General features: G+C 69.5%; 19 protein-coding genes and 1 pseudogene. 6 read left to right on the forward strand and 14 right to left on the reverse strand.

The annotated features are described in order from the left end of the window. Positions 1 to 52: 52 nt before the first annotated feature. The 4 genes from OG698_RS17585 to OG698_RS17600 form a co-directional block, all read right to left on the reverse strand. Positions 53 to 2,620, reverse strand: coding sequence for an ATP-binding protein (locus OG698_RS17585; RefSeq protein ID WP_406103949.1), 2,568 nt, complete (start codon positions 2,618 to 2,620; stop codon positions 53 to 55). 217 nt (positions 2,621 to 2,837) lie between these two features. After that, positions 2,838 to 3,161: an STAS domain-containing protein gene (locus OG698_RS17590; protein ID WP_100595842.1), complete on the reverse strand. Its 324-nt coding sequence runs from the start codon at positions 3,159 to 3,161 to the stop codon at positions 2,838 to 2,840. Between the two features lie 168 nt (positions 3,162 to 3,329). Beyond that, positions 3,330 to 4,178, reverse strand: coding sequence for a 3-hydroxyacyl-CoA dehydrogenase family protein (locus tag OG698_RS17595; protein ID WP_406103951.1), 849 nt, complete (start codon positions 4,176 to 4,178; stop codon positions 3,330 to 3,332). Between the two features lie 159 nt (positions 4,179 to 4,337). Further along, entirely contained in the window at positions 4,338 to 4,976 is a 639-nt protein-coding gene (locus OG698_RS17600) for a TetR/AcrR family transcriptional regulator (RefSeq protein WP_398375231.1), read from the reverse strand. A gap of 161 nt (positions 4,977 to 5,137) precedes the next feature. On the opposite strand from OG698_RS17600, the pseudogene OG698_RS17605 reads away from it, so the two are divergent. The 3 genes and pseudogenes from OG698_RS17605 to OG698_RS17615 form a co-directional block, all read left to right on the forward strand. Continuing rightward, positions 5,138 to 5,839: pseudogene (locus OG698_RS17605) on the forward strand (ABC transporter ATP-binding protein); the annotation flags it as partial. A gap of 5 nt (positions 5,840 to 5,844) precedes the next feature. Beyond that, positions 5,845 to 6,600: an ABC transporter permease gene (locus OG698_RS17610; protein WP_406103952.1), complete on the forward strand. Its 756-nt coding sequence runs from the start codon at positions 5,845 to 5,847 to the stop codon at positions 6,598 to 6,600. Positions 6,601 to 6,613: 13 nt separating this feature from the next. Continuing rightward, complete coding sequence (locus OG698_RS17615; protein ID WP_406103954.1) at positions 6,614 to 7,186, forward strand: cob(I)yrinic acid a,c-diamide adenosyltransferase; 573 nt, start codon at positions 6,614 to 6,616, stop codon at positions 7,184 to 7,186. Between the two features lie 4 nt (positions 7,187 to 7,190). Here OG698_RS17615 and OG698_RS17620 read toward each other — a convergent pair whose 3' ends face one another. Further along, positions 7,191 to 7,736 (reverse strand): hypothetical protein, encoded by a 546-nt coding sequence (locus OG698_RS17620; RefSeq protein WP_406103956.1) that lies wholly within the window; start codon positions 7,734 to 7,736, stop codon positions 7,191 to 7,193. A gap of 170 nt (positions 7,737 to 7,906) precedes the next feature. On the opposite strand from OG698_RS17620, the gene OG698_RS17625 reads away from it, so the two are divergent. From OG698_RS17625 to OG698_RS17635, 3 genes are all read left to right on the forward strand, one after another. Further along, on the forward strand, positions 7,907 to 9,100 hold the full coding sequence (locus tag OG698_RS17625) for a sensor histidine kinase (protein ID WP_406103958.1): 1,194 nt from the start codon (positions 7,907 to 7,909) through the stop codon (positions 9,098 to 9,100). Further along, complete coding sequence (locus tag OG698_RS17630; protein ID WP_399970344.1) at positions 9,097 to 9,741, forward strand: response regulator; 645 nt, start codon at positions 9,097 to 9,099, stop codon at positions 9,739 to 9,741. Before OG698_RS17625 ends, OG698_RS17630 begins: the two co-directional genes overlap by 4 nt. A gap of 148 nt (positions 9,742 to 9,889) precedes the next feature. Continuing rightward, positions 9,890 to 11,746 carry a glycosyl hydrolase family 18 protein gene (locus tag OG698_RS17635; RefSeq protein WP_406111121.1) on the forward strand — a complete coding sequence of 619 codons (1,857 nt, stop codon included), beginning with the start codon at positions 9,890 to 9,892 and terminating at the stop codon, positions 11,744 to 11,746. Positions 11,747 to 11,817: 71 nt separating this feature from the next. Here OG698_RS17635 and OG698_RS17640 read toward each other — a convergent pair whose 3' ends face one another. The 9 genes from OG698_RS17640 to atpB form a co-directional block, all read right to left on the reverse strand. Continuing rightward, the gene (locus tag OG698_RS17640) at positions 11,818 to 12,267 is read right to left on the reverse strand and encodes a DUF2550 domain-containing protein (protein ID WP_100595849.1); all 450 of its coding nucleotides are present in this window, start codon (positions 12,265 to 12,267) and stop codon (positions 11,818 to 11,820) included. Positions 12,268 to 12,456: 189 nt separating this feature from the next. Beyond that, on the reverse strand, positions 12,457 to 12,831 hold the full coding sequence (locus OG698_RS17645; RefSeq protein ID WP_362908216.1) for a F0F1 ATP synthase subunit epsilon: 375 nt from the start codon (positions 12,829 to 12,831) through the stop codon (positions 12,457 to 12,459). Between the two features lie 142 nt (positions 12,832 to 12,973). Further along, positions 12,974 to 14,416: a F0F1 ATP synthase subunit beta gene (atpD, locus tag OG698_RS17650; protein WP_406103960.1), complete on the reverse strand. Its 1,443-nt coding sequence runs from the start codon at positions 14,414 to 14,416 to the stop codon at positions 12,974 to 12,976. Further along, positions 14,416 to 15,333 (reverse strand): F0F1 ATP synthase subunit gamma, encoded by a 918-nt coding sequence (locus OG698_RS17655; protein WP_406103962.1) that lies wholly within the window; start codon positions 15,331 to 15,333, stop codon positions 14,416 to 14,418. Before OG698_RS17655 ends, atpD begins: the two co-directional genes overlap by 1 nt. A gap of 20 nt (positions 15,334 to 15,353) precedes the next feature. Next, entirely contained in the window at positions 15,354 to 16,946 is a 1,593-nt protein-coding gene (gene atpA / locus OG698_RS17660) for a F0F1 ATP synthase subunit alpha (RefSeq protein WP_399969546.1), read from the reverse strand. A gap of 120 nt (positions 16,947 to 17,066) precedes the next feature. Next, on the reverse strand, positions 17,067 to 17,888 hold the full coding sequence (locus OG698_RS17665; protein ID WP_406103963.1) for a F0F1 ATP synthase subunit delta: 822 nt from the start codon (positions 17,886 to 17,888) through the stop codon (positions 17,067 to 17,069). Beyond that, entirely contained in the window at positions 17,885 to 18,433 is a 549-nt protein-coding gene (locus tag OG698_RS17670) for a F0F1 ATP synthase subunit B (RefSeq protein ID WP_329570278.1), read from the reverse strand. The genes OG698_RS17665 and OG698_RS17670 overlap by 4 nt, the downstream gene beginning before the upstream one ends. A 41-nt stretch (positions 18,434 to 18,474) precedes the next feature. Further along, the gene (gene atpE, locus OG698_RS17675; RefSeq protein WP_329570280.1) at positions 18,475 to 18,714 is read right to left on the reverse strand and encodes an ATP synthase F0 subunit C; all 240 of its coding nucleotides are present in this window, start codon (positions 18,712 to 18,714) and stop codon (positions 18,475 to 18,477) included. 75 nt (positions 18,715 to 18,789) lie between these two features. Beyond that, the gene (gene atpB / locus OG698_RS17680; protein ID WP_329581583.1) at positions 18,790 to 19,560 is read right to left on the reverse strand and encodes a F0F1 ATP synthase subunit A; all 771 of its coding nucleotides are present in this window, start codon (positions 19,558 to 19,560) and stop codon (positions 18,790 to 18,792) included. Positions 19,561 to 19,817: the final 257 nt, after the last annotated feature.

Raw genomic sequence — 19,817 nt, forward strand, 5'->3', positions numbered from 1 at the left:
GAGGGCCGGGTTCTGGTGAACCCGGCCCTCGGTCATGTGCTGCGTACGGCCGTCAGATCGTCGACGAGGCGTCCGGCCCGCCGGGCGTACCCGGCGCGCTGTCCGCCGGGCTGCTCATCGCGGAGCTGCCGCTCGGCGCCGGACCGCTCGCCGAGTCCGACGTGTCAGGGGACGACGGCGAGGTGGACGGCGTCCCGGACGACGGCGGCGGGGAGCTCGTCGGGGGCTTGGACGTCGGAGGCTTCGACGTCGGGGGCTTCGACGTGGGCGGCTTGGAGGACGGCGGCTTCGACGTGGTCGGCTTGTCCGACGGCTCGTCGGAGGGCTTGTCGCTCGGCTTGTCCGACGGCTTGCCGCTCTCGCCGGTCGACGGCCCGGTGCTGGGCGTCGGGTCGTCCGACGTGTTCGGGATGCCGTCCTTGCCCGGGTCGCCGGGCCGCTGCGTGGAGCCTGCGTCGCCGCCCTGGTCCGCCTGGTCGGCGCCGATGTCGCCGCCGTCCTCGCCCTGCGAGGCCGACGGGTTCACATTGACGCTGTCGGACGGGGTCTCGTTGTTCGACGTGGCGCCGAGCGTCACGACGGTGCCGAGGACGGCCGCGAGGAGCGCTCCGGCACCCGCGGCCACGAGGTTGCGCCGCGTGCCGGTGACGACGGCACGACGGGCCCCGCCGGGCTTGGCGCCGGGGCCGGACCCGGCCTGCCGGGAGACCAGTGTGTCGGGTTCCGGGGGCGGCGCGGGCAGCGCGAACGCGGCCGGCACCCCGCCGGGGGGCGACGCCGACTCCTCGTAGCGCGCGGCGGGGACCTCTTCGCCCGCCGCCGTACGCCCGCCGGGGGGCGCGCTGCCGGAGCGGTCCGCGACCAGGGCGAGGGCGCGGCGGCCCGCGATGGTGCCCCGCTTGTCGGCCAGCGCGCCGCGCAGGGCGATGGAGGCCTCCAGCTCGGCGCGGGCCCGGTCGAGCTGCCCGCCGAGCAGCGCGAGGATGCCCAACTCGTGGTGGAAATAGGCCTCTTCCGCCACGTCGCCGGAGAGCCGCGCGGCCTCCTGGCCGGACCGCAGGCACCGCTCCCACACGGTCCAGCTGAGCCCGGCGGCGAACGCGGGCGCGGCGGTACGGGCGAGCAGCACCGCGACGCTGCCCTCCTCGTCCGGCCCGGCCGGCGTCGTGCCGGGGACGAGTACGGTCAGTGCGGCGAGCAGGGCGTCGGCCTCGGCCGCGACCCGCTCGGGCCCGACCGAGGGATGCCCGGCCCACCACGCGTAGTGCTGCGCGGCGGTGTGCGCGTGGCCGCCGGTGTCGTCGGCGTATCCCGCGGCCGCCAGCTGGTCGTACACGCCGGAGGCCAGGCGGTAGCGGCCGCCGACCGGTGTGACGAGGGCGCAGCCGACGAGTTCGGCGAGGGCCGCGTCGGCGTGGGTGTCGCCCACGAGGGCGGGCAGATGGGCCTGGTGCGGTATCTCGCCGCCGAGCGCGACCGAGAACCGCAGGGTGGCACGGGCCGATTCGCTGAGCCGGGACGCGAGCAGGGCCGCGGGCGCGGCGCCGTCGGCGAGCGAGGGCAGCGGCACGTCGCGGCTGTCCTCGGCGTCGAAGGGCGCGTCTACGGGCGGGGCGCCGGGGCCTCCGAAGTAACCGAACTCGTCGAAGACGTTCGGGTCGGCGCGCAGCTGGTCGCGCTGCCGCAGGAGCGCGCCGGCCTGCACGAAGCGCAGCGGGAGCCCCTCCGACTCGAACCAGAGGTCGCCGGCCCAGTTCGCCTCCTCGTCCGTGAGGACGCGGCCGACGGACCGCTCCAGGAGTTCGAGCCCGCCGCCGCGGCCGAGGCCGCCGAGGAAGACCTCTTCGAGGTGCGAGTCGGCGGACGGCGCGGCGACGTCGGGTGTGGCCGCTACCAGGAAGGCGCACTCCGGCGTCGCTTCGAGGAGCTCGTCGAGCGCGGCGCCGCCGAACTCGAGGTCGTCGAGGACGACGACGGCGCCGATGTCGTGGACGAGTTCGAGGAGCAGGGCCCGGTCGGGCCGGTGCAGCGGCGCGTTGTACACGACCGCGAAGAGGTCGTACAGCAGGTCGTTCGACGAGCGGCGGTGTCCGGAGAGCCGGACGACGCCGTCGGGCGCGACGTCCGCGCAGTCCTCGGCGACCGTGTCGAGCAGCGCGGTGCGTCCGGAGCCCGAGGGTCCGGTGAGCCGCACGGAGCGCCCGCGCGCGAGGAGCCGGACAAGGCGCTCACGCTCCTCCTGACGCTCGAGGAGCGGCAGTCGGGGCAGCGGGGGCCCGGCCGGCAGCGGCGGACGTGCGGCGCGGGCCATCTCGGCGCGTTCCGCCGGTGCGTACTTGACGGGCCGTCCCGGCCGCTCCCCCGGCGGGCACGGCTCGATCTCGCTGCCGTCGACGGGATTGACGGTGAGCAGGGAGTCGCCGGACACGAGCTGCACGGTGCGGGCGAGCCCTTGTGAGGGCTGGCCGAAGTCAGGAGTGAGGGGATCCCTGGGCGGGCGCGGGCGGCTCGCCTGGGTGTCGCTCTCGTCGTCGTGGTGGCCACGGTCCGCGCGGTCGTAGGGATCCCCGCCGTACGGATCGTGCCCGAAGTCTTCCGGTCCCCGGTTCATCGGGTCCATGGTCAAAGCCCCCCAAAAGCGTGGTGTGCCGGTGCCCCTCCCGGCCTGTGCACACTGCGCTGTCGCTTCTGGTCCGGTGCCCGCGAGAGGGTCCGTCAATCCGCGGGCGACCGAACCCTAGACCTGGCTCAGTATCTCCGAACAGCCGGGGTACCGCGGCGTCCGAGACGTCACAGTCTCGTGAGGATTGTGGGCGCTGCGTACCGGAACGCCCGATTCATACCCTGGGCAGCGATTCGACCCCGATGCCGCCCTCGATGGCGAGGATCCGGTGCAGCCGCGTCGCCACCAGGAGGCGCTGCATCTGGGGCGGCACACCCCGCAACACCAGCCTGCGGCCGCACCGTCCGGCCCGCCGGTGGGCGCCCATGATGACGCCGAGACCCGTCGCGTCCCACGAGTCCAGCTCTGACAGATCGAGCAGCAGGTCGCCGACGCCGTCGTCGAGGGCCGTGTGCAGGACCGTACGGGCGTCCGCCGCGCTGCGGACGTCGAGGCGGCCCCCGACGACCAGCCCGGCGTGGTCGCCCCTGATGTACATATACGCTCCCCGAGAGTGCTTGTGTGCCGTGATTCCAGTGGTCTCTGTGTCGTACGGCGATCTGGGTATGTCACTGCAACTGACTGGCGCGGGGGCGCAGAAGTTGCCGTCTGTAAGCGAACCGATACCGAATTCACCCCGTGGGGTTACCCGTGGGGTGACGAGAGATCAGTGCTTATAGAACCCCTGCCCGCTCTTGCGCCCGATGTCACCGGCGTCAACCATCCGGCGCATCAGCTCGGGCGGGGCGAACTTCTCGTCCTGGGACTCGGTGTAGATGTTGCTGGTGGCGTGCAGCAGGATGTCGACGCCCGTGAGGTCGGCGGTGGCGAGCGGCCCCATCGCGTGGCCGAAGCCGAGCTTGCAGGCGATGTCGATGTCCTCGGCGGTGGCGACGCCCGACTCGTACAGCTTGGCGGCCTCGACGACGAGGGCCGAGATGAGCCGCGTGGTCACGAAGCCGGCGACGTCGCGGTTGACGACGATGCAGGTCTTGCCGACCGACTCGGCGAACTCCCGCGTGGTGGCGAGCGTTTCGTCGCTCGTCTTGTAGCCACGGACCAGCTCGCACAGCTGCATCATCGGGACCGGCGAGAAGAAGTGGGCGCCGACGACGCGCTCCGGGCGCTCCGTGACCGCCGCGATCTTGGTGATCGGGATGGCGGAGGTGTTCGAGGCGAGCACGGCGTCCTCGCGGACGATCTTGTCGAGCGCCCGGAAGATCTCGTGCTTGACCTCGAGCTTCTCGAAGACGGCCTCGACGACGATGTCGGCGTCGGCGACCGCGTCCAGATCGGTGGTCGTGGTGATGCGGGCGAGCGCGGCCTCGGCGTCCTGCGCGGACAGCTTGCCCTTGCTCACGAACTTGTCGTACGAGGCCTTGATGCCGTCGGTGCCACGGGCCAGGGCGGCGTCGGTGACGTCGCGCAGGACGACGTCCCAGCCCGCCTGCGCCGAGACCTGGGCGATTCCGGACCCCATGAGTCCGGCTCCGATGACGGCGAGCTTCCCTGCCACTGTGCGACTCCCCTTATCCGCTGACCGCGTACCACTTGCAACTGGCGGCTACCCGCTGTTCATGTCTCTTCGGCGGACATTAGCGCCCGCGAGGGGCCGTGGGGCGGCGAAGTAATGCGCGTCACGTCTCGAATGACGGACATCACACCGGACGGGCCATCAGGCGTCGCGTGCGGCGTAGTTGAGCACCGGCTCGCCCAGGAGGCCCTCCATCTCGTCGAGCAGGCCGAGCGCTTCGCGGGACACCTCCCCTGCCGGTCTTGCCTTGATCATCTCGGCGGCGATGCGGGAAAGCAGCGTCGTGTGGATCCAGTTGATCTGTCCGGCCATGAGGGCGGGCAGCGGGTCGTCGTCGTCCGCCCCGGTCTCCTCGCGCAGGGTCGCCTCCAGCAGCGTGAGCGACTCCTGCTGCATGTACCAGAGCCGGGCCCGCAGCCCGGCCGCCCCCTCGATGACCTTCATGAAGCGGTCGTAGCCCTCGATCAGGCCGACCTCGGGCGACACGGCGACGACTTCGCGGCGCAGCTCGCGCAGGACGGCCTCGGCCGCGGACTCGCCCCGGTCACGGGCGCGCACGAAGCGGGAGAGCCGGGCCACGCTGCCCTTGGCGCGGTCGAGGAACAGGTCCTCCTTGGCCTGGAAGTAGTTGTAGACGGTGTTGACGGAGACGTCGGCCGCTTCGGCGACCTCGGCGATCGTCACCTCGTCGAAGCCGCGCTCCAGGAAGAGGCCCGTGGCCACATCGGAGATGTGCTGCCTGGCCAGCCGTTTCTTGCGCTCACGCAGTCCCTCTGCCATGCGGACAGTCTAGCTTTCGTTGCGCTCACTTGAATTTTGGGGACATTGCAAAATTTCAGTGACTCTGTTTTTCTGGACGCATGGCAGTCATCAGCACGTCCGGCCTGGCCCGGACCTTCACCACCCCACGCGGCCCCGTCGAGGCGGTGCGCGGCATCGACCTGACAGTGCGGCCCGGCGAGATCCTCGGCCTCCTCGGCCCGAACGGCGCGGGCAAGACGACGACCCTGCGCATGCTCACGACGCTCCTGCCGCCCACCGGGGGCGCCGCCACCGTCGCGGGCTGCGACCTGGCGACCGATCCGGCGGGCGTGCGCCGCGCGGTCGGTTACGTCGCCCAGTCCGGCGGCGTCGACCCGAACATCTCGGTACGGGAGGAACTGGTCACCCAGGGACGGCTGTACCGGCTGCCCAAGGCGCGGGCGGTGGCGCGCGCCGGCGAGCTGGCCGAGGACCTCGGCCTCACGGAGCTCCTCGACCGCAGGACCGCCGCGCTCTCCGGCGGACAGCGGCGCCGCCTCGACATCGCGATGGGACTCGTGCACCACCCGAAGGTGCTCTTCCTCGACGAGCCGACGACGGGGCTCGACCCGGCCGGCCGCGCCGACCTGTGGGACGTCGTACGGAGACTGCGCGACGAGCACGGCACGACGGTCTTCCTCACCACGCACTACCTCGACGAGGCCGACGCGCTCGCCGACCGGATCGCCGTCGTGGACAAGGGAGTTGTGGCCGCGGAGGGCACTCCGGGAGCCCTCAAGCTGGCGTACGGCGGCTCGCTCGACGCGACGCTCCAGGACACCTTCCTCGCGATCACCGGGCGCGGCCCGGCTACCGCACCGACGACCCCCGTGGCGGTGTGACCGGCATGAAGCCCCTGCTCTCCGACACCGCACTGATCTTCGGGCGCTATGCCCGCCAGACCCTCAACTCCAAGTTCCAGATGCTCTTCGGCGTCCTGATGCCGCTGCTGTACCTGCTGTTCTTCGGGCCGCTGCTCACCGATGTGCCGCTGGGCTCGGCCGGCAGCTCCTGGCAGGTGCTCGTGCCGGGGCTGCTGATCCAACTCGCGTTGTTCGGGGGCCTGTTCTCCGGCTTCGCGATCATCATCGAGAAGAACTACGGCGTGGTGGAGCGCATGCGCGTCACCCCGGTCAGCCGTCTCGCGCTGCTGCTCGGAAGGGTGCTGCGCGACGCCGTGCTCTTCGTCCTCCAGGCGGTGCTCCTCGTCCTCGCCGCACTGGTGATGGGGCTGCGGGCGCCGCCGGCCGGCGTGCTCATCGGGTTCGCGTTCGTCGCGCTCCTGACCGTGGCCCTCGGCTCCATGTCGTACACGGTGGCCATGAAGGTCGACCGGCCGCAGGAGTTCGGCCCGATCGTCAACGCCGTGTCGATGCCGTCGATGCTCCTGTCCGGGCTGATGCTGCCGATGGCGCTCGCGCCCGGCTGGCTCGACGTCCTGTCGCACTTCATGCCGATCCGCTATCCGGTCGACGCGATGCGCGACGCGTACGTCGGCCACTACGCGACGGCGCACATGCTGTACGGGGTCCTGGTCGCCCTCGCCCTGGCGGCGCTCGCCGTGACGGTCGGCACACGTGGCTTCCGCAGGGCTGCCGCGTAACTACGCTGACCCCATGGTCAATCTGACGCGCATCTACACCAGGACCGGCGACCAGGGCACGACCGCCCTCGGCGACATGAGCCGGACCGCCAAGACCGATCTGCGGATCTCCGCCTACGCCGACGCCAACGAGGCCAATGCCGTCATCGGCACGGCGGTCGCGCTCGGCGGGCTCGACGAGGAGGTCGTGAAGGTCCTCGTACGGGTCCAGAACGACCTGTTCGACGTGGGCGCCGACCTGTCGACGCCGGTGGTCGAGGACCCGAAGTACCCGCCGTTGCGCGTCGAGCAGTTCTACGTCGACAAGCTGGAGGCGGACTGCGACCGCTTCAACGAGCAGCTGGAGAAGCTCCGGTCCTTCATCCTGCCCGGGGGCACGCCGGGTGCGGCGCTGCTGCACCAGGCGTGCACCGTGGTCCGCAGGGCCGAGCGCTCCACGTGGGCGGCGCTCGAGGTGCACGGCGAGTCGATGAACCCGCTGACGGCGACGTATCTGAACCGCCTCTCCGATCTCCTGTTCATCCTGGCGCGCACGGCGAACAAGGCGGTCGGGGACGTGCTGTGGGTCCCGGGCGGCGAGCGCTGAGGCCCTAACGCTCCACGGCGGGCGCCTTCTTCGGGAACAGCGTGTAGCTCAGCGCGATCACGAGATTGATGCCGATCACGAAGAGCATCTTCTGCTGCCACATCCGCAGCGAACCGATGTTCCCGTCGGCGCCCACGTACCAGATCGCGCCCTGGAGCAAGGCGAGCGCGACGGCGCAGGCGAGGATCCAGCGCGCGGCCGTCCGCCACTCGTGGGCGGCGCGCGCGGCCCCGTACCTCGGCGGCTTCACCGGGGGCGGTCCCCCGGCGAACCGGTGGGCGACCCGGGCGTCCACCCACTTGACGGTGGAGTGGCCGAGCCCCACGGAGAAGCCGATGTAGACGGCGGCGAGGCCGTGCTTCCAGTCCGGTTCGGCCCCGTTCTTGAGGTCCATCGCGGTGACGACGAACAGGACGACCTCCAGGAGCGGCTCGCACAACAGGACGCCAATGCTCGTGCGCGGCATCTTCGCCACGTAGCGCAGGGCGAGTCCCGCGGCGAGCAGCACCCAGAAGCCGATCTCGCAGGCGACGATCAGCGTGACGATCACGGCGGGCTCCTCGGGAGGGGTTCGTGGACTCCTTCCAGCCTCGGGCCGCCACACCCGCCGATCGTCGTCGCCTGTGACGAAACGGGACTGCATCCTTCGATGTACGCGGGCTGCGCGGGCCCGCCGGACAGGCGCAGGCGCCGTCCCGTCCAGCCGTATTGAATGGGGGCATGCCCCTGCCCCTGTCCCGCCCGCACCGCGACGACGTCCGTATCGCGGCGATCGGCCTGCTCGGCGGTCTCCTGCTGTGGGCGCTCGGCCTGACCAACAGCCAGGGCCGGCTGGTCCTCGGCGGCGGCTGGCTCCTTGTGCCGCTCTGCGCGATGGCGGGCCTGGAACTGCTGCGCAGGACCGCGCCCCAGGCCGCCCTGGTCCTCGGCACGTTCGTCCTGATCGCGGACCGGTTCACGCTGGGCAGCCTCGCGACGACGCTGATGTTCACGGACCTCGTCTACGCGGCCGTCCTGTACGGCACCCCGGCGGCCGCTCGCCGGATCCCGGTGACCACGGCGCTGATCACCATCGCGGTGACCCTGGGGTTCCTGGCCTGGTTCCGCAAGCCGGAGGCGCTCCTGATCGGGGTCGTCAGCGGCCTCGTGTCGTTCGCGCCCGCGGCCACCGGTGTCCTCGTACGCAACCACCGGGAGGCCGCCGAATCCGCGCGGCTGCGCGCCGAACAGACCGCGCTGCTCGCCGAGATGGACCGCACCCAGGCGGTCGTCGCCGAGCGGGCCCGGATGGCCCGCGAGCTGCACGACATGGTCGCCAACCATCTGTCCGCGATCGCCATCCACTCCACGGCCGCGCTCTCGCTCGACGAGCCGAGGACCACCCAGCAAGCTCTCACCGTCATCCGCGAGAACAGCGTGGAGGGCCTCGCCGAGATGCGCCGCCTCATCGGCATCCTGCGGGACGACAGCGGTGACTCCCAGGGCGAGCCCGTCGCCGCGCCCACACTGGACGGCCTCGGATCCCTCATCGAGCAGTCCCGCACCAACGGCCTCGACGTCACGCTCGCCGTCGGCGACGGCGTCGGCGGCCTGCCCGCGCCGATCGAGCTCGCCGCGTACCGCATCGTGCAGGAATCCCTCACGAACGCGCTCAAGCACGCGCCGCACGGCCCCGTCACCGTGGCCGTCCACCGCAGCGACGGGGCGCTGACGGTGCGGGTGACCAGTCCGTACGGGGATGTGGACGGCCCGCGCGCTCCCGGTTCGGGCGCCGGGCTCATCGGGATGCGCGAGCGCACCGCGCTGCTGCGCGGCACGTTCGAGGCCGGTCCCGAGAGCGGGCCCGGCAGCAAGATCTGGCAGGTCAGGGCCGAGCTGCCCGTCGACGCAGCTGACGAAGGAGTCTCCGAGTGATCCGCGTACTCGTCGCCGAGGACCAGTCCGCCGTACGGGCCGGGCTCGTCCTGATTCTGGGCAGCGCCCCCGACATCGAGGTCGTCGGGGAGGCGGCGGACGGCGAGCAGGCGGTGGCGATGGCGCGCGCACTTCGGCCGGATCTCGTCCTCATGGACATCCAGATGCCGCGCCTCGACGGCGTCTCGGCGACTCGTCAGGTGGTCTCCGAGGGACTCGCGGACGTGCTCGTCCTGACGACGTTCGACCTCGACGAGTACGTCTTCGGGGCGCTGCGCGCGGGCGCCGGCGGGTTCCTGCTGAAGAACACCGAGGCGAAGGACCTGATCGAGGGTGTCCGCACGGTCGCGCGCGGTGAGGGTCTGATCGCTCCGGCGGTGACCCGCAAGCTCATCGCGGAGTTCGCGGCGAAGCCCGTACGGCCGGAGCCGGGGCCCGCGCCCGCGGGGCTCGACACCCTCACGCGCCGGGAGCGGGAGGTGCTTTCCTGCCTCGGCGACGGCTTGTCGAACGCGGAGATCGCGGTACGACTGAAGATGGCGGAAGCGACGGTGAAGACGCACGTCAGCAGGCTGCTCGGGAAGCTGGAGCTGCGCAGCAGGGTGCAAGCGGCCGTCCTTGCGCAGGAGTTGGGGCTGTGAGGGGCCGATTCCTGTAATTGGTTTAGACCTTGACCGTTGGTCCAGACCTTTCTATTCTCACGGCACTGCGGTGAGCGCAGCCATGCACATGACCAGCACGGCGATGCTCACGGGCGGCGCAGGGTTCCACCCCCGTCATGTCCCCCGGATACCACCCGAGGAGCACCCCTTGCGCTTGAGACTCAGACAGAGAGCCGTGGCAGGCCTCACCACCCTGCTGCTCCCGGCCGCCGCCCTCGTCGGCCTCGCCACTCCCTCCCACGCGGCCGCCGCCGCGAGCACCGCCACCGCGACCTACGCCAAGACCCAGGACTGGGGCACCGGCTTCGAAGGCAAGTGGACCGTCAAGAACACCGGTACCACGGCCCTCAGTTCTTGGACCGTCGAGTGGGACTTCCCCGCCGGCACCAAGGTGACCTCCGCCTGGGACGCCACCGTCACCAACTCCGCCGACCACTGGACCGCCAAGAACCTCTCCTGGAACGGGTCGCTCGCCCCCGGCGCCTCGGTCTCCTTCGGGTTCAACGGCTCGGGCCCCGGCGCCCCCTCCGGCTGCAAGCTCAACGGCGCCTCCTGCGACGGCGGTGACGTCCCCGGCGACGCGGCCCCCTCCGCGCCCGGAACCCCAACCGCCTCCTCCGTCACAAACACCTCGGTCAAGCTCGACTGGACCGCGGCCACCGACGACAAGGGCATCAAGAACTACGACGTCCTGCGCGACGGCACCAAGGTCGCGACGGTGACCGGGACTTCGTACTCCGACACCGGGCTCACCGCGGGCACCGACTACTCGTACACCGTCCAGGCCCGCGACACCGCCGACCAGAGCGGACCCGCCTCCGGCTCGGTCAGGGTGCACACGACCGGCGGCGGCACCGACCCGGGCCCCGGCGGCAAGGTCAAGCTGGGGTACTTCACCGACTGGGGCGTCTACGGGCGCGCCTACTACCCCAAGAACCTGGAGACCTCCGGCTCCGCCGCCAAGATCACCCACATCAACTACGCCTTCGGCAACGTGCAGAACGGCCAGTGCACCATGGGTGACTCCTACGCCGACACGGACATGGCGTACACCGCGGCCAACTCCGTCTCCGGCGTCGCCGACACCTGGGACCAGCCACTGCGCGGCGCCATCAACCAGCTGCGCCAGCTCAAGGCCAAGCACCCGAACCTGAAGATCCTCTGGTCGTTCGGCGGCTGGACCTGGTCCGGCGGCTTCCCGCAGGCGGCGCAGAACCCGGCAGCGTTCGCCGACTCCTGCTACAAGCTGGTCGAGGACCCGCGCTGGGCCGACGTCTTCGACGGCATCGACATCGACTGGGAGTACCCCAACTCCTGCGGCCTGTCCTGCGACACCTCCGGCCAGGACGCCCTGAAGAAGCTGGCGTCCGCGCTGCGCGCCAAGTTCGGCTCCAGCAACCTGGTGACAGCGGCGATCACGGCCGACGCATCCACCGGCGGCAAGATCGAGAAGAACGACTACGCGGGCGCGTCCCAGTCCTTCGACTGGTACAACGTCATGACCTACGACTTCTTCGGCGCGTTCAACGCCCAGGGCCCGACGGCCCCGCACTCCCCGCTCACCTCGTACCCCGGCATCCCGCAGCAGGGCTTCAACTCCGCCGACGCCATTGCCAAGTTGAAGGCCCAGGGCGTCCCGTCGAGCAAGCTCCTGCTCGGCATCGGCTTCTACGGCCGCGGCTGGACCGGCGTCACACAGAAGGAACCGGGCGGCACCGCGACAGGCCCCGCCGCCGGCACGTACGAACAGGGCATCGAGGACTACAAGGTCCTCAAGACGAAGTGCCCCGCGAACGGAACGGTGGCCGGTACGGCGTACGCGTACTGCGGCTCCGACTGGTGGTCCTACGACACCCCCGCCACCATCAACTCCAAGATGGCCTGGGCCAAGAGCCAGAACCTGGGCGGCGCCTTCTTCTGGGAGTTCAGCGGTGACACCGCGGGCGGCGAGCTGCTGAGCGCGATCGACGGCGGCCTGAGGTAACACCGGCCGCACATGACGGAAGCCGGGTGAACGGGGCCGCCCCCTGTTCACCCGGCTTCTCCATGCGAAACTCAGGCCACATTCACTCTCTGGCCGGGAGGCGCCGCCTCCAGCCACGCCAGGAAGCCGGTCAGCGCGTCCTCGCTCATCGCCAGCTCGAGACGCGAGCCGCGGTGCGAGCACGCGAGGACGATCGCGTCCGAGAGCAGGGCCAGCTCCTCCTCGCCCTCCGGCGCGCGCCGCCCCGTCACCTCGATCGCCGAGCGCTCCAGGGTGCGGCGCGGCCTGACCGCGTAGGAGAAGACCCGGAACCACTCGATCCGGTCGCCGTTGTATCGGGCCACGCCGTAGCCCCAGCCCTTGCCGGAGGCGTCGCCGCCTTCGGGCACGTCCCACCGCAGGGAGCAGTCGAAGGTGCCCCCGGAGCGCTGGATCAGCCGGCGCCTCAGGCCGAAGACGAACAACCCCAGCAATACGAATACGACGACCGCGACCACGCACAGCACGAGAACGAGGACCATTCGTACCGACCTCCTCGCCTCATCTGATAACGGGCCCGACAGCGGATCCGATAACGGAACTGCAAAATTGACCAAGGATCGCCTCAGCCGCGACCCGGTCCGGAAAGGTTCTCCGGTCCTGGCCGCGGCTGAGTCATGTCACTCCGCGCTCCCCCATAGCCTAAAGGGCATGGGAGGTACCCCCAGGGCTCAGCGCGTCGCCACCGCACGCAGTCGGACGTCCGCTCGACGCTCGGCGGATGCGTCCGCATCCGACTGAGCACGCTCGAGCGCCCGCTCCGCACGCTGGACATCGATCTCGTCCGACAGCTCGGCGATCTCGGCGAGCAGGGACAGCTTGTTGTCGGCGAACGAGACGAAACCGCCGTGCACAGCGGCGACAACCGTCCCGCCGTCGCTCGTGCGGATCATCACCGGGCCCGACTCCAGCACACCGAGAAGCGGCTGGTGACCGGGCATGACGCCGATGTCGCCGGACGCGGTGCGCGCGACGACCAGGGTGGCCTCGCCGGACCAGACACTGCGGTCCGCGGCGACGAGCTCGACATGCAGCTCAGCAGCCAAGGTGGGCTCCTCGGGTCACCACCCGGCCGTTGCTGCCGGGTGTTGGGTCAAAGTCTAGTCGGCGTACGGAGAGGGACGGGACACACCCTGCGGGTATCCCCCGCCCCTCTCCCACGAGTCTGTGCTTCCGAAGAAGCCAGAATCAGGAGACGCCGAGCTCCTTGGCGTTGGCCTTCAGGTCCTCGATGCCACCGCACATGAAGAACGCCTGCTCGGGGAAGTGGTCGTACTCGCCGTCGCAGATCGCGTTGAACGCGGTGATCGACTCCTCGAGCGACACGTCCGAACCGTCCACGCCGGTGAACTGCTTGGCGGCGTGGGTGTTCTGCGACAGGAAGCGCTCGACGCGACGGGCACGGTGGACAACGAGCTTGTCCTCCTCGCCCAGCTCGTCGATACCGAGGATCGCGATGATGTCCTGGAGGTCCTTGTACTTCTGCAGGATCGTCTTGACGCGCATCGCGGCGTCGTAGTGGTCCTGCGCGATGTAGCGCGGGTCCAGGATGCGGGACGTGGAGTCCAGCGGGTCCACGGCCGGGTAGATGCCCTTCTCGGAGATCGGACGGGAGAGAACCGTCGTCGCGTCGAGGTGGGCGAACGTGGTGGCCGGGGCCGGGTCGGTCAGGTCGTCCGCGGGGACGTAGATCGCCTGCATCGAGGTGATCGAGTGACCACGGGTCGACGTGATGCGCTCCTGGAGGAGACCCATCTCGTCGGCGAGGGTCGGCTGGTAACCCACCGCGGAGGGCATGCGGCCGAGCAGGGTCGAGACCTCGGAACCGGCCTGCGTGAAGCGGAAGATGTTGTCGATGAAGAACAGCACGTCCTGCTTCTGCACATCGCGGAAGTACTCCGCCATGGTCAGACCGGCCAGGGCGACGCGAAGACGCGTGCCCGGCGGCTCGTCCATCTGGCCGAAGACCAGCGCGGTCTTGTCCAGAACGCCGGCTTCCTCCATCTCGACCATGAGGTCGTTGCCCTCACGGGTGCGCTCGCCGACACCGGCGAAGACGGAGACACCGTCGTGCAGCTTGGCCACACGGACGATCATTTCCTGGATCAGAACGGTCTTGCCGACACCGGCACCACCGAACAGACCGATCTTTCCACCCTTGACGTACGGGGTGAGAAGGTCGACGACCTTCAGGCCGGTCTCGAACATCTCGGTCTTCGACTCGAGCTGGTCGAACGCCGGGGCCTTGCGGTGGATCGTCCAGCGCGGGGCGTCGGCGACCGAGGACGCGTCGTCGTTCAGCACGTCGCCCAGGGTGTTGAACACCCGGCCCTTGGTCAGGTCACCGACGGGCACCGAGATGCCGGCGCCGGTGTCCGTCACGGAGGCCTGGCGGACCAGGCCGTCGGTGGGCTGCATCGAGACCGTACGGACCACGCCGTCACCCAGGTGCTGGGCGACCTCGAGGGTCAGCGTCTTCTTCGCACCCGCGGTGGCCGGGTCGTCGACCTCGACGTGCAGGGCGTTGTAGATCTCCGGCATCGCGTCGACGGGGAACTCCACGTCGACGACCGGGCCGATGACCCGGGCGACGCGGCCCGTGGCAACGGCCGTCTCAACAGTGGTCGTCATTACTTGTCACTCCCCGCGGTCGCGTCGGCCAGGGCTGCAGTGCCGCCGACGATCTCGCTGATTTCCTGGGTGATTTCGGCCTGGCGGGCCGCGTTGGCAAGTCGGGAGAGCGAGTTGATCAAGTCTCCCGCGTTGTCGGTCGCCGACTTCATCGCGCGGCGCGTGGCGGCGTGCTTGGAAGCAGCCGACTGGAGCAGCGCGTTGTAGATACGGCTCTCGACGTAGCGCGGCAGCAGGGCGTCGAGGACGTCCTCCGCCGACGGTTCGAAGTCGTACAGCGGAAGGATCTCGCCCTTGGACTTCGACTCCTCCGCCACCTCTTCGAGGCTGAGCGGAAGCAGACGGCCGTCAACGGCCGACTGCGTCATCATCGAGATGAACTCCGTGTAGACGATGTGGAGTTCATCCACGCCGCCCTCCGCCGAGTCCTTCTCGATCGCCTCGATCAGCGGGCCCGCGACCTTCTTGGCGTCCGCGTACGTGGGCTCGTCGGTGAAGCCCGTCCACTGCTCCGCGATCTTGCGCTCACGGAAGTTGTAGTGGGCGACACCACGGCGGCCGACGATGTAGATCTCGACCTCCTTGCCCTCGGCCTCGAGACGCGCGGTCAGCTTCTCCGCGGCCTTGATGGCGTTCGAGTTGAAGGCGCCGGCCAGACCGCGGTCGCTCGTGAGGAGCAGCACCGCGGAGCGCGTCGCCGTCTCCGGCTCCGTCGTCAGCGGGTGGTTCGTGTTCGAACCGGTGCCGACAGCCGTGACCGCGCGGGTGAGCTCGGTCGCGTACGGCGTGGAGGCCGTCACCTTGCGCTGCGCCTTGACGACGCGCGAGGCAGCGATCATCTCCATCGCCTTGGTGATCTTCTTGGTCGCGGTGACGGATTTGATGCGACGCTTGTAGACCCGGAGCTGGGCTCCCATGAGTCAGGTCCCTTCCGTCGTCACTTACCGGCGGCGGCCGGAGCGTCCTCGCCGAGAAGCTTCCCGTCCGAGGTCTCGAACTGCTTCTTGAAGTCCGCGATGGCGTCGGCGGTGGCGGTCAGGGTGTCGTCCGACATCTTGCCGCCCTCCTTGATGGAGGTCATCAGGCCCTGCTCCTTGCGGTGCAGGTAGTCGAGCAGCTCGCGCTCGAAGCGCCGGATGTCCACGACCGGGACGTCGTCCATCTTGCCGGTGGTGCCGGCCCAGACGGAGACAACCTGGTCCTCGGTCGCCATCGGCTGGTACTGGGGCTGCTTGAGCAGCTCGACCATGCGCTGACCGCGCTCCAGCTGCGCCTTCGACGCGGCGTCCAGGTCGGAACCGAAGGCGGCGAACGCCTCGAGCTCACGGAACTGGGCGAGGTCCACGCGGAGGCGGCCGGAGACCTGCTTCATCGCCTTGTGCTGCGCGGAACCACCGACTCGGGAGACGGAGATACCGACGTTCAGCGCGGGGCGCTGACCGGCGTTGAACAGGTCCGACTCCAGGAAGCACTGGCCGTCGGTGATGGAGATGACGTTGGTCGGGATGAACGCCGACACGTCGTTCGCCTTGGTCTCGACGATCGGCAGACCGGTCATCGAGCCGGCACCCATCTCGTCCGAGAGCTTCGCGCAGCGCTCGAGGAGGCGGGAGTGCAGGTAGAAGACGTCACCCGGGTAGGCCTCGCGCCCCGGCGGGCGGCGGAGCAGCAGGGACACGGCGCGGTAGGCGTCGGCCTGCTTCGAGAGGTCGTCGAAGACGATGAGGACGTGCTTGCCCTCGTACATCCACTGCTGGCCGATGGCCGAACCGGTGTACGGCGCCAGGTACTTGAAGCCGGCCGGGTCGGACGCCGGGGCGGCGACGATGGTCGTGTACTCCAGCGCGCCGGCCTCTTCCAGGGCGCCACGCACGGAGGCGATGGTCGAGCCCTTCTGGCCGATGGCGACGTAGATGCAGCGGACCTGCTTCTTCGGGTCGCCCGAGCGCCAGTTGTCGCGCTGGTTGATGATCGTGTCGACAGCCAGGGCGGTCTTGCCCGTCTGGCGGTCGCCGATGATCAGCTGACGCTGACCGCGGCCGATCGGGGTCATCGCGTCGACGGCCTTGTAGCCGGTCTCCATCGGCTCGTGCACCGACTTGCGCTGCATGACCGTGGGGGCCTGCAGCTCAAGGGCACGACGCGCGCTGGTCTCGATCTCGCCGAGGCCGTCGATCGGGTTACCGAGCGGGTCGACGACGCGACCCAGGTAGCCCTCGCCGACTGCGACGGAGAGCACCTCACCGGTGCGCTGCACCGGCTGGCCCTCCTCGATACCGGTGAACTCACCGAGCACGATGGCACCGATCTCGCGCTCCTCGAGGTTGAGGGCGAGGCCGAGGGTGCCGTCCTCGAACTTCAGCAGTTCGTTGGCCATGGCCGAGGGCAGGCCCTCGACCTTCGCGATGCCGTCGCCGGCAAGGGTGACCGTACCGACCTCCTCGCGCGAGGCCGCGTCCGGCTTGTACGCCTGGACAAAGTTCTCCAGCGCGTCCCGGATCTCCTCCGGCCGGATCGTGAGCTCCGCCATCTGGGTTCCCTGCTCTCCTTGTTGGGCCCGAAGTTTTCTTGGGGGGTCTGGGGTCAGCCCCCAGGAATCCTCTGCACGGCCCAACTAGGGCCGTAGGTACTACTACGTTGTGCGAGTCGGCTAGCCGGCCATACGGCGGCTGGCGTCCTCAATGCGGTCCGCGATGCTTCCGTTGATGAGCTCGTCGCCCACCTGCACGGTGATCCCGCCGAGGACCTCGGGGTCCACGTCGAGGTTCAGGTGCATCTGACGCCCGTAGAGCTTTGCCAGGGCGGCGCCCAGGCGCTGCTTGTGCGCGTCACTCAGCGGCACCGCCGTGGTGACGACGGCGACCATGCGGTCCCGGCGCTCCGCGGCGAGCTTGGACAGGGACTCGAGTCCCGTCTCCAGGCTACGTCCACGCGGCTGGGTCACAAGGCGCTCGACGAGACGCTCGGTGGAGGCCTTGGCGCGACCGCCGAGCAGGCTGCGCAGCAGCTCGCTCTTGGCCGTGCCCGTGGCGTTACGGTCGGTGAGCGCGGCGCGCAGCTCGGTGTTGGAGGCGACGATGCGGCCGAACCGGAACAGCTCGTCCTCCACGTCGTCCAGCTCGCCGGCCTGCTGCGCCGCGGTCAGCTCGGCGATGTTGGACAGCTCCTCGACGGAGTCGACCAGGTCGCGCGACGCGGACCAGCGGGAGCGGACCAGCCCGGCCACCAGGTCGGCGGTCGTGCCGCTGACCTGGCCGCTGAGCAGACGCTCCGCGAGCTCGGCCTTGGCCTCGCCGGACTGCGCCGGGTCGGTCAGGACCCGACGCAGCGACACCTCGCGGTCGAGCAGCGCGGTGACCGCGGCCAGCTCTCCGGCAAGCTGTCGGGCGTCGACCGAGGTGCTGTCGGTCAGCGCGTCGAGACGCTCACGTGCGGAGGCGAGTGCCTCGCGGCTCGCTCCGTGGGCAGTCATCGAACAGCCTCGGCCTTCTCCTCGAGGTCGTCGAGGAAGCGGTCGATCGTGCGCGACTGCCGGGCGTGGTCCTCGAGGGACTCGCCGACGAGCTTGCCGGCCAGGGTCGTGGCCAGCTGGCCCACGTCCTGACGCAGCGCCTGAGCGGCGGCCTTGCGGTCGGCCTCGATCTGCGAGTGGCCGGCGGCGATGATTTCCTCACGCTGCCGCTGGCCTTCCGCGCGCATCTCGGCGATGAGCGTGGCGCCCTGCTCCTGCGCCTCCTGGCGCAGACGCGCGGCCTCGTGACGAGCCTCGGCCAGCTGAGCCTTGTACTGCTCAAGAACGCTCTGGGCCTCGGTCTGTGCGGCTTCGGCCTTCTCGATACCGCCTTCGATCAGCTCGCGACGCTCTTCCAGCACCTTGTTGATGCGCGGGAGGAGCTTCGTGGCGAAGAAGAAGAAAACGATGGCGAAGGCGATGGTGCCGACGAGCAGCTCGGGACCGGCCGGGACAAGCGGGTTCTGCTTCTCCTCGGCCGCCAGCTGCACCAGGTTGGCGATCACATCAGTGCCTTTCGTCGAAATATGGTCAGTGAGGAGTTAGATCACTGGCCGTAAACGAACGGCATAACGATGCCGATGAGGGCGAGCGCCTCACAGAAGGCGAAGCCGAGAATCTGGTTGGCACGGATCAGACCGGCGGCCTCAGGCTGACGGGCCAGGGCCTGGGTGCCGTTACCGAAGACGATGCCGACGCCGATGCCGGGGCCGATGGCGGCGAGACCATAGCCGATGGAACCGAGGGAGCCGGAGACGCCAGCGGCGAGTTCGATGGTCGCGGACATGCCGTTACTTCCTTCTCTTCAACGAACCGGTGGGGGTTGGCCACCGGACGACAGGGGGTATGACGGGACGAGTACTCAGTGGTGCTCTGCGAGAGCGCCCTGAATGTAGGTGCTGGCGAGGAGCACGAAGACGTACGCCTGGACCGCCTGCACGAAAAGCTCGAAGAGGATCATGGCCATGGTCATCACGAAGGAGACGCCCGCGGCCGGGATCATCCAGCTGTTCAGCAGGTACCAGGAGGCGACGGTGAACATCACCAGCATCAGGTGACCGGCGAACATGTTGGCGAACAGTCGCACCGCGTGCGTGAACGGCCGGACGAGCAGGTTCGAGAAGAACTCGATGAACGAGACGAGCCACTTGATCGGGCCGAGCGAGCTGTCGTAGCCCGTGATGTTCTTCCAACCGCCCACGAAACCATGGCGCTTGAAGGTCAGCGGCACCCAGATCAGGTAGACGAGGACCGCGAGCACGACCGGGTACGCGAACACCGACGCGACCGGGAACTGAGTCAGCGGGATCACGGACCAGATGTTCATGATCCAGATGAAGAAGAACAGCGACACCATGAAGGGGACGTACTTCTCGCCCTCCTTCTTGCCCATCGTCTCGTAGACGATTCCGCGGCGTACGAAGTCGTACCCCGCCTCCACGGCCATCTGGAGCTTGCCCGGGACGACCTTGGCCTTGCCGAACGCCGCGTAGAAAACACTGACGACGACGAGGGTCGTCAGGAGGGCGAGCAGCATCACCTTGTTGAACTCGAACCCGCCGACGGTGAAGATCGGCTTGAAGAGGAACGAGTGCAGACCGGGAGCCGGAAAGCCGCAGCCGTTGTCGGACATGATCCGACAGCTCCAGTCAAAGGCGAGCTCAGTCTGGTCAGCACTCACCACGGGCTCCTTCGGCGTGACGCATAGGTACGGCAACCTCGTTGTGTCGTTGCGGCGCGCAGCCGCGGATCGGCACTGGTCTGGTGTTTCGGATGTGGGGGCGGCAGGCAGGCAGTGAGCCTCGCAGTCGAGCAGGCGTCAGCTCAGATGCCCGCGCCCGCAGTGCCGCAGTTGGCACCGGACGATAGCAGTTACACGAACCGCCACTT

Source organism: Streptomyces sp. NBC_01003 (genome assembly GCF_045162695.1).
Classification (GTDB): Bacteria; Actinomycetota; Actinomycetes; order Streptomycetales; family Streptomycetaceae; genus Streptomyces.

Excerpts from the sequence above, each read along its gene's own strand:
- OG698_RS17585 (WP_406103949.1), bottom strand. The coding sequence starts at position 2,620 with ATGGACCCGATGAACCGGGGACCGGAAGACTTCGGGCACGATCCGTAC.
- OG698_RS17590 (WP_100595842.1), bottom strand. The coding sequence starts at position 3,161 with ATGTACATCAGGGGCGACCACGCCGGGCTGGTCGTCGGGGGCCGCCTC.
- OG698_RS17600 (WP_398375231.1), bottom strand. The coding sequence starts at position 4,976 with ATGGCAGAGGGACTGCGTGAGCGCAAGAAACGGCTGGCCAGGCAGCAC.
- OG698_RS17610 (WP_406103952.1), top strand. The coding sequence starts at position 5,845 with ATGAAGCCCCTGCTCTCCGACACCGCACTGATCTTCGGGCGCTATGCC.
- OG698_RS17615 (WP_406103954.1), top strand. The coding sequence starts at position 6,614 with ATGGTCAATCTGACGCGCATCTACACCAGGACCGGCGACCAGGGCACG.
- OG698_RS17625 (WP_406103958.1), top strand. The coding sequence starts at position 7,907 with ATGCCCCTGCCCCTGTCCCGCCCGCACCGCGACGACGTCCGTATCGCG.
- OG698_RS17640 (WP_100595849.1), bottom strand. The coding sequence starts at position 12,267 with ATGGTCCTCGTTCTCGTGCTGTGCGTGGTCGCGGTCGTCGTATTCGTA.
- atpD (WP_406103960.1), bottom strand. The coding sequence starts at position 14,416 with ATGACGACCACTGTTGAGACGGCCGTTGCCACGGGCCGCGTCGCCCGG.
- OG698_RS17655 (WP_406103962.1), bottom strand. The coding sequence starts at position 15,333 with ATGGGAGCCCAGCTCCGGGTCTACAAGCGTCGCATCAAATCCGTCACC.
- atpA (WP_399969546.1), bottom strand. The coding sequence starts at position 16,946 with ATGGCGGAGCTCACGATCCGGCCGGAGGAGATCCGGGACGCGCTGGAG.
- OG698_RS17665 (WP_406103963.1), bottom strand. The coding sequence starts at position 17,888 with ATGACTGCCCACGGAGCGAGCCGCGAGGCACTCGCCTCCGCACGTGAG.
- atpE (WP_329570280.1), bottom strand. The coding sequence starts at position 18,714 with ATGTCCGCGACCATCGAACTCGCCGCTGGCGTCTCCGGCTCCCTCGGT.
- atpB (WP_329581583.1), bottom strand. The coding sequence starts at position 19,560 with ATGTCCGACAACGGCTGCGGCTTTCCGGCTCCCGGTCTGCACTCGTTC.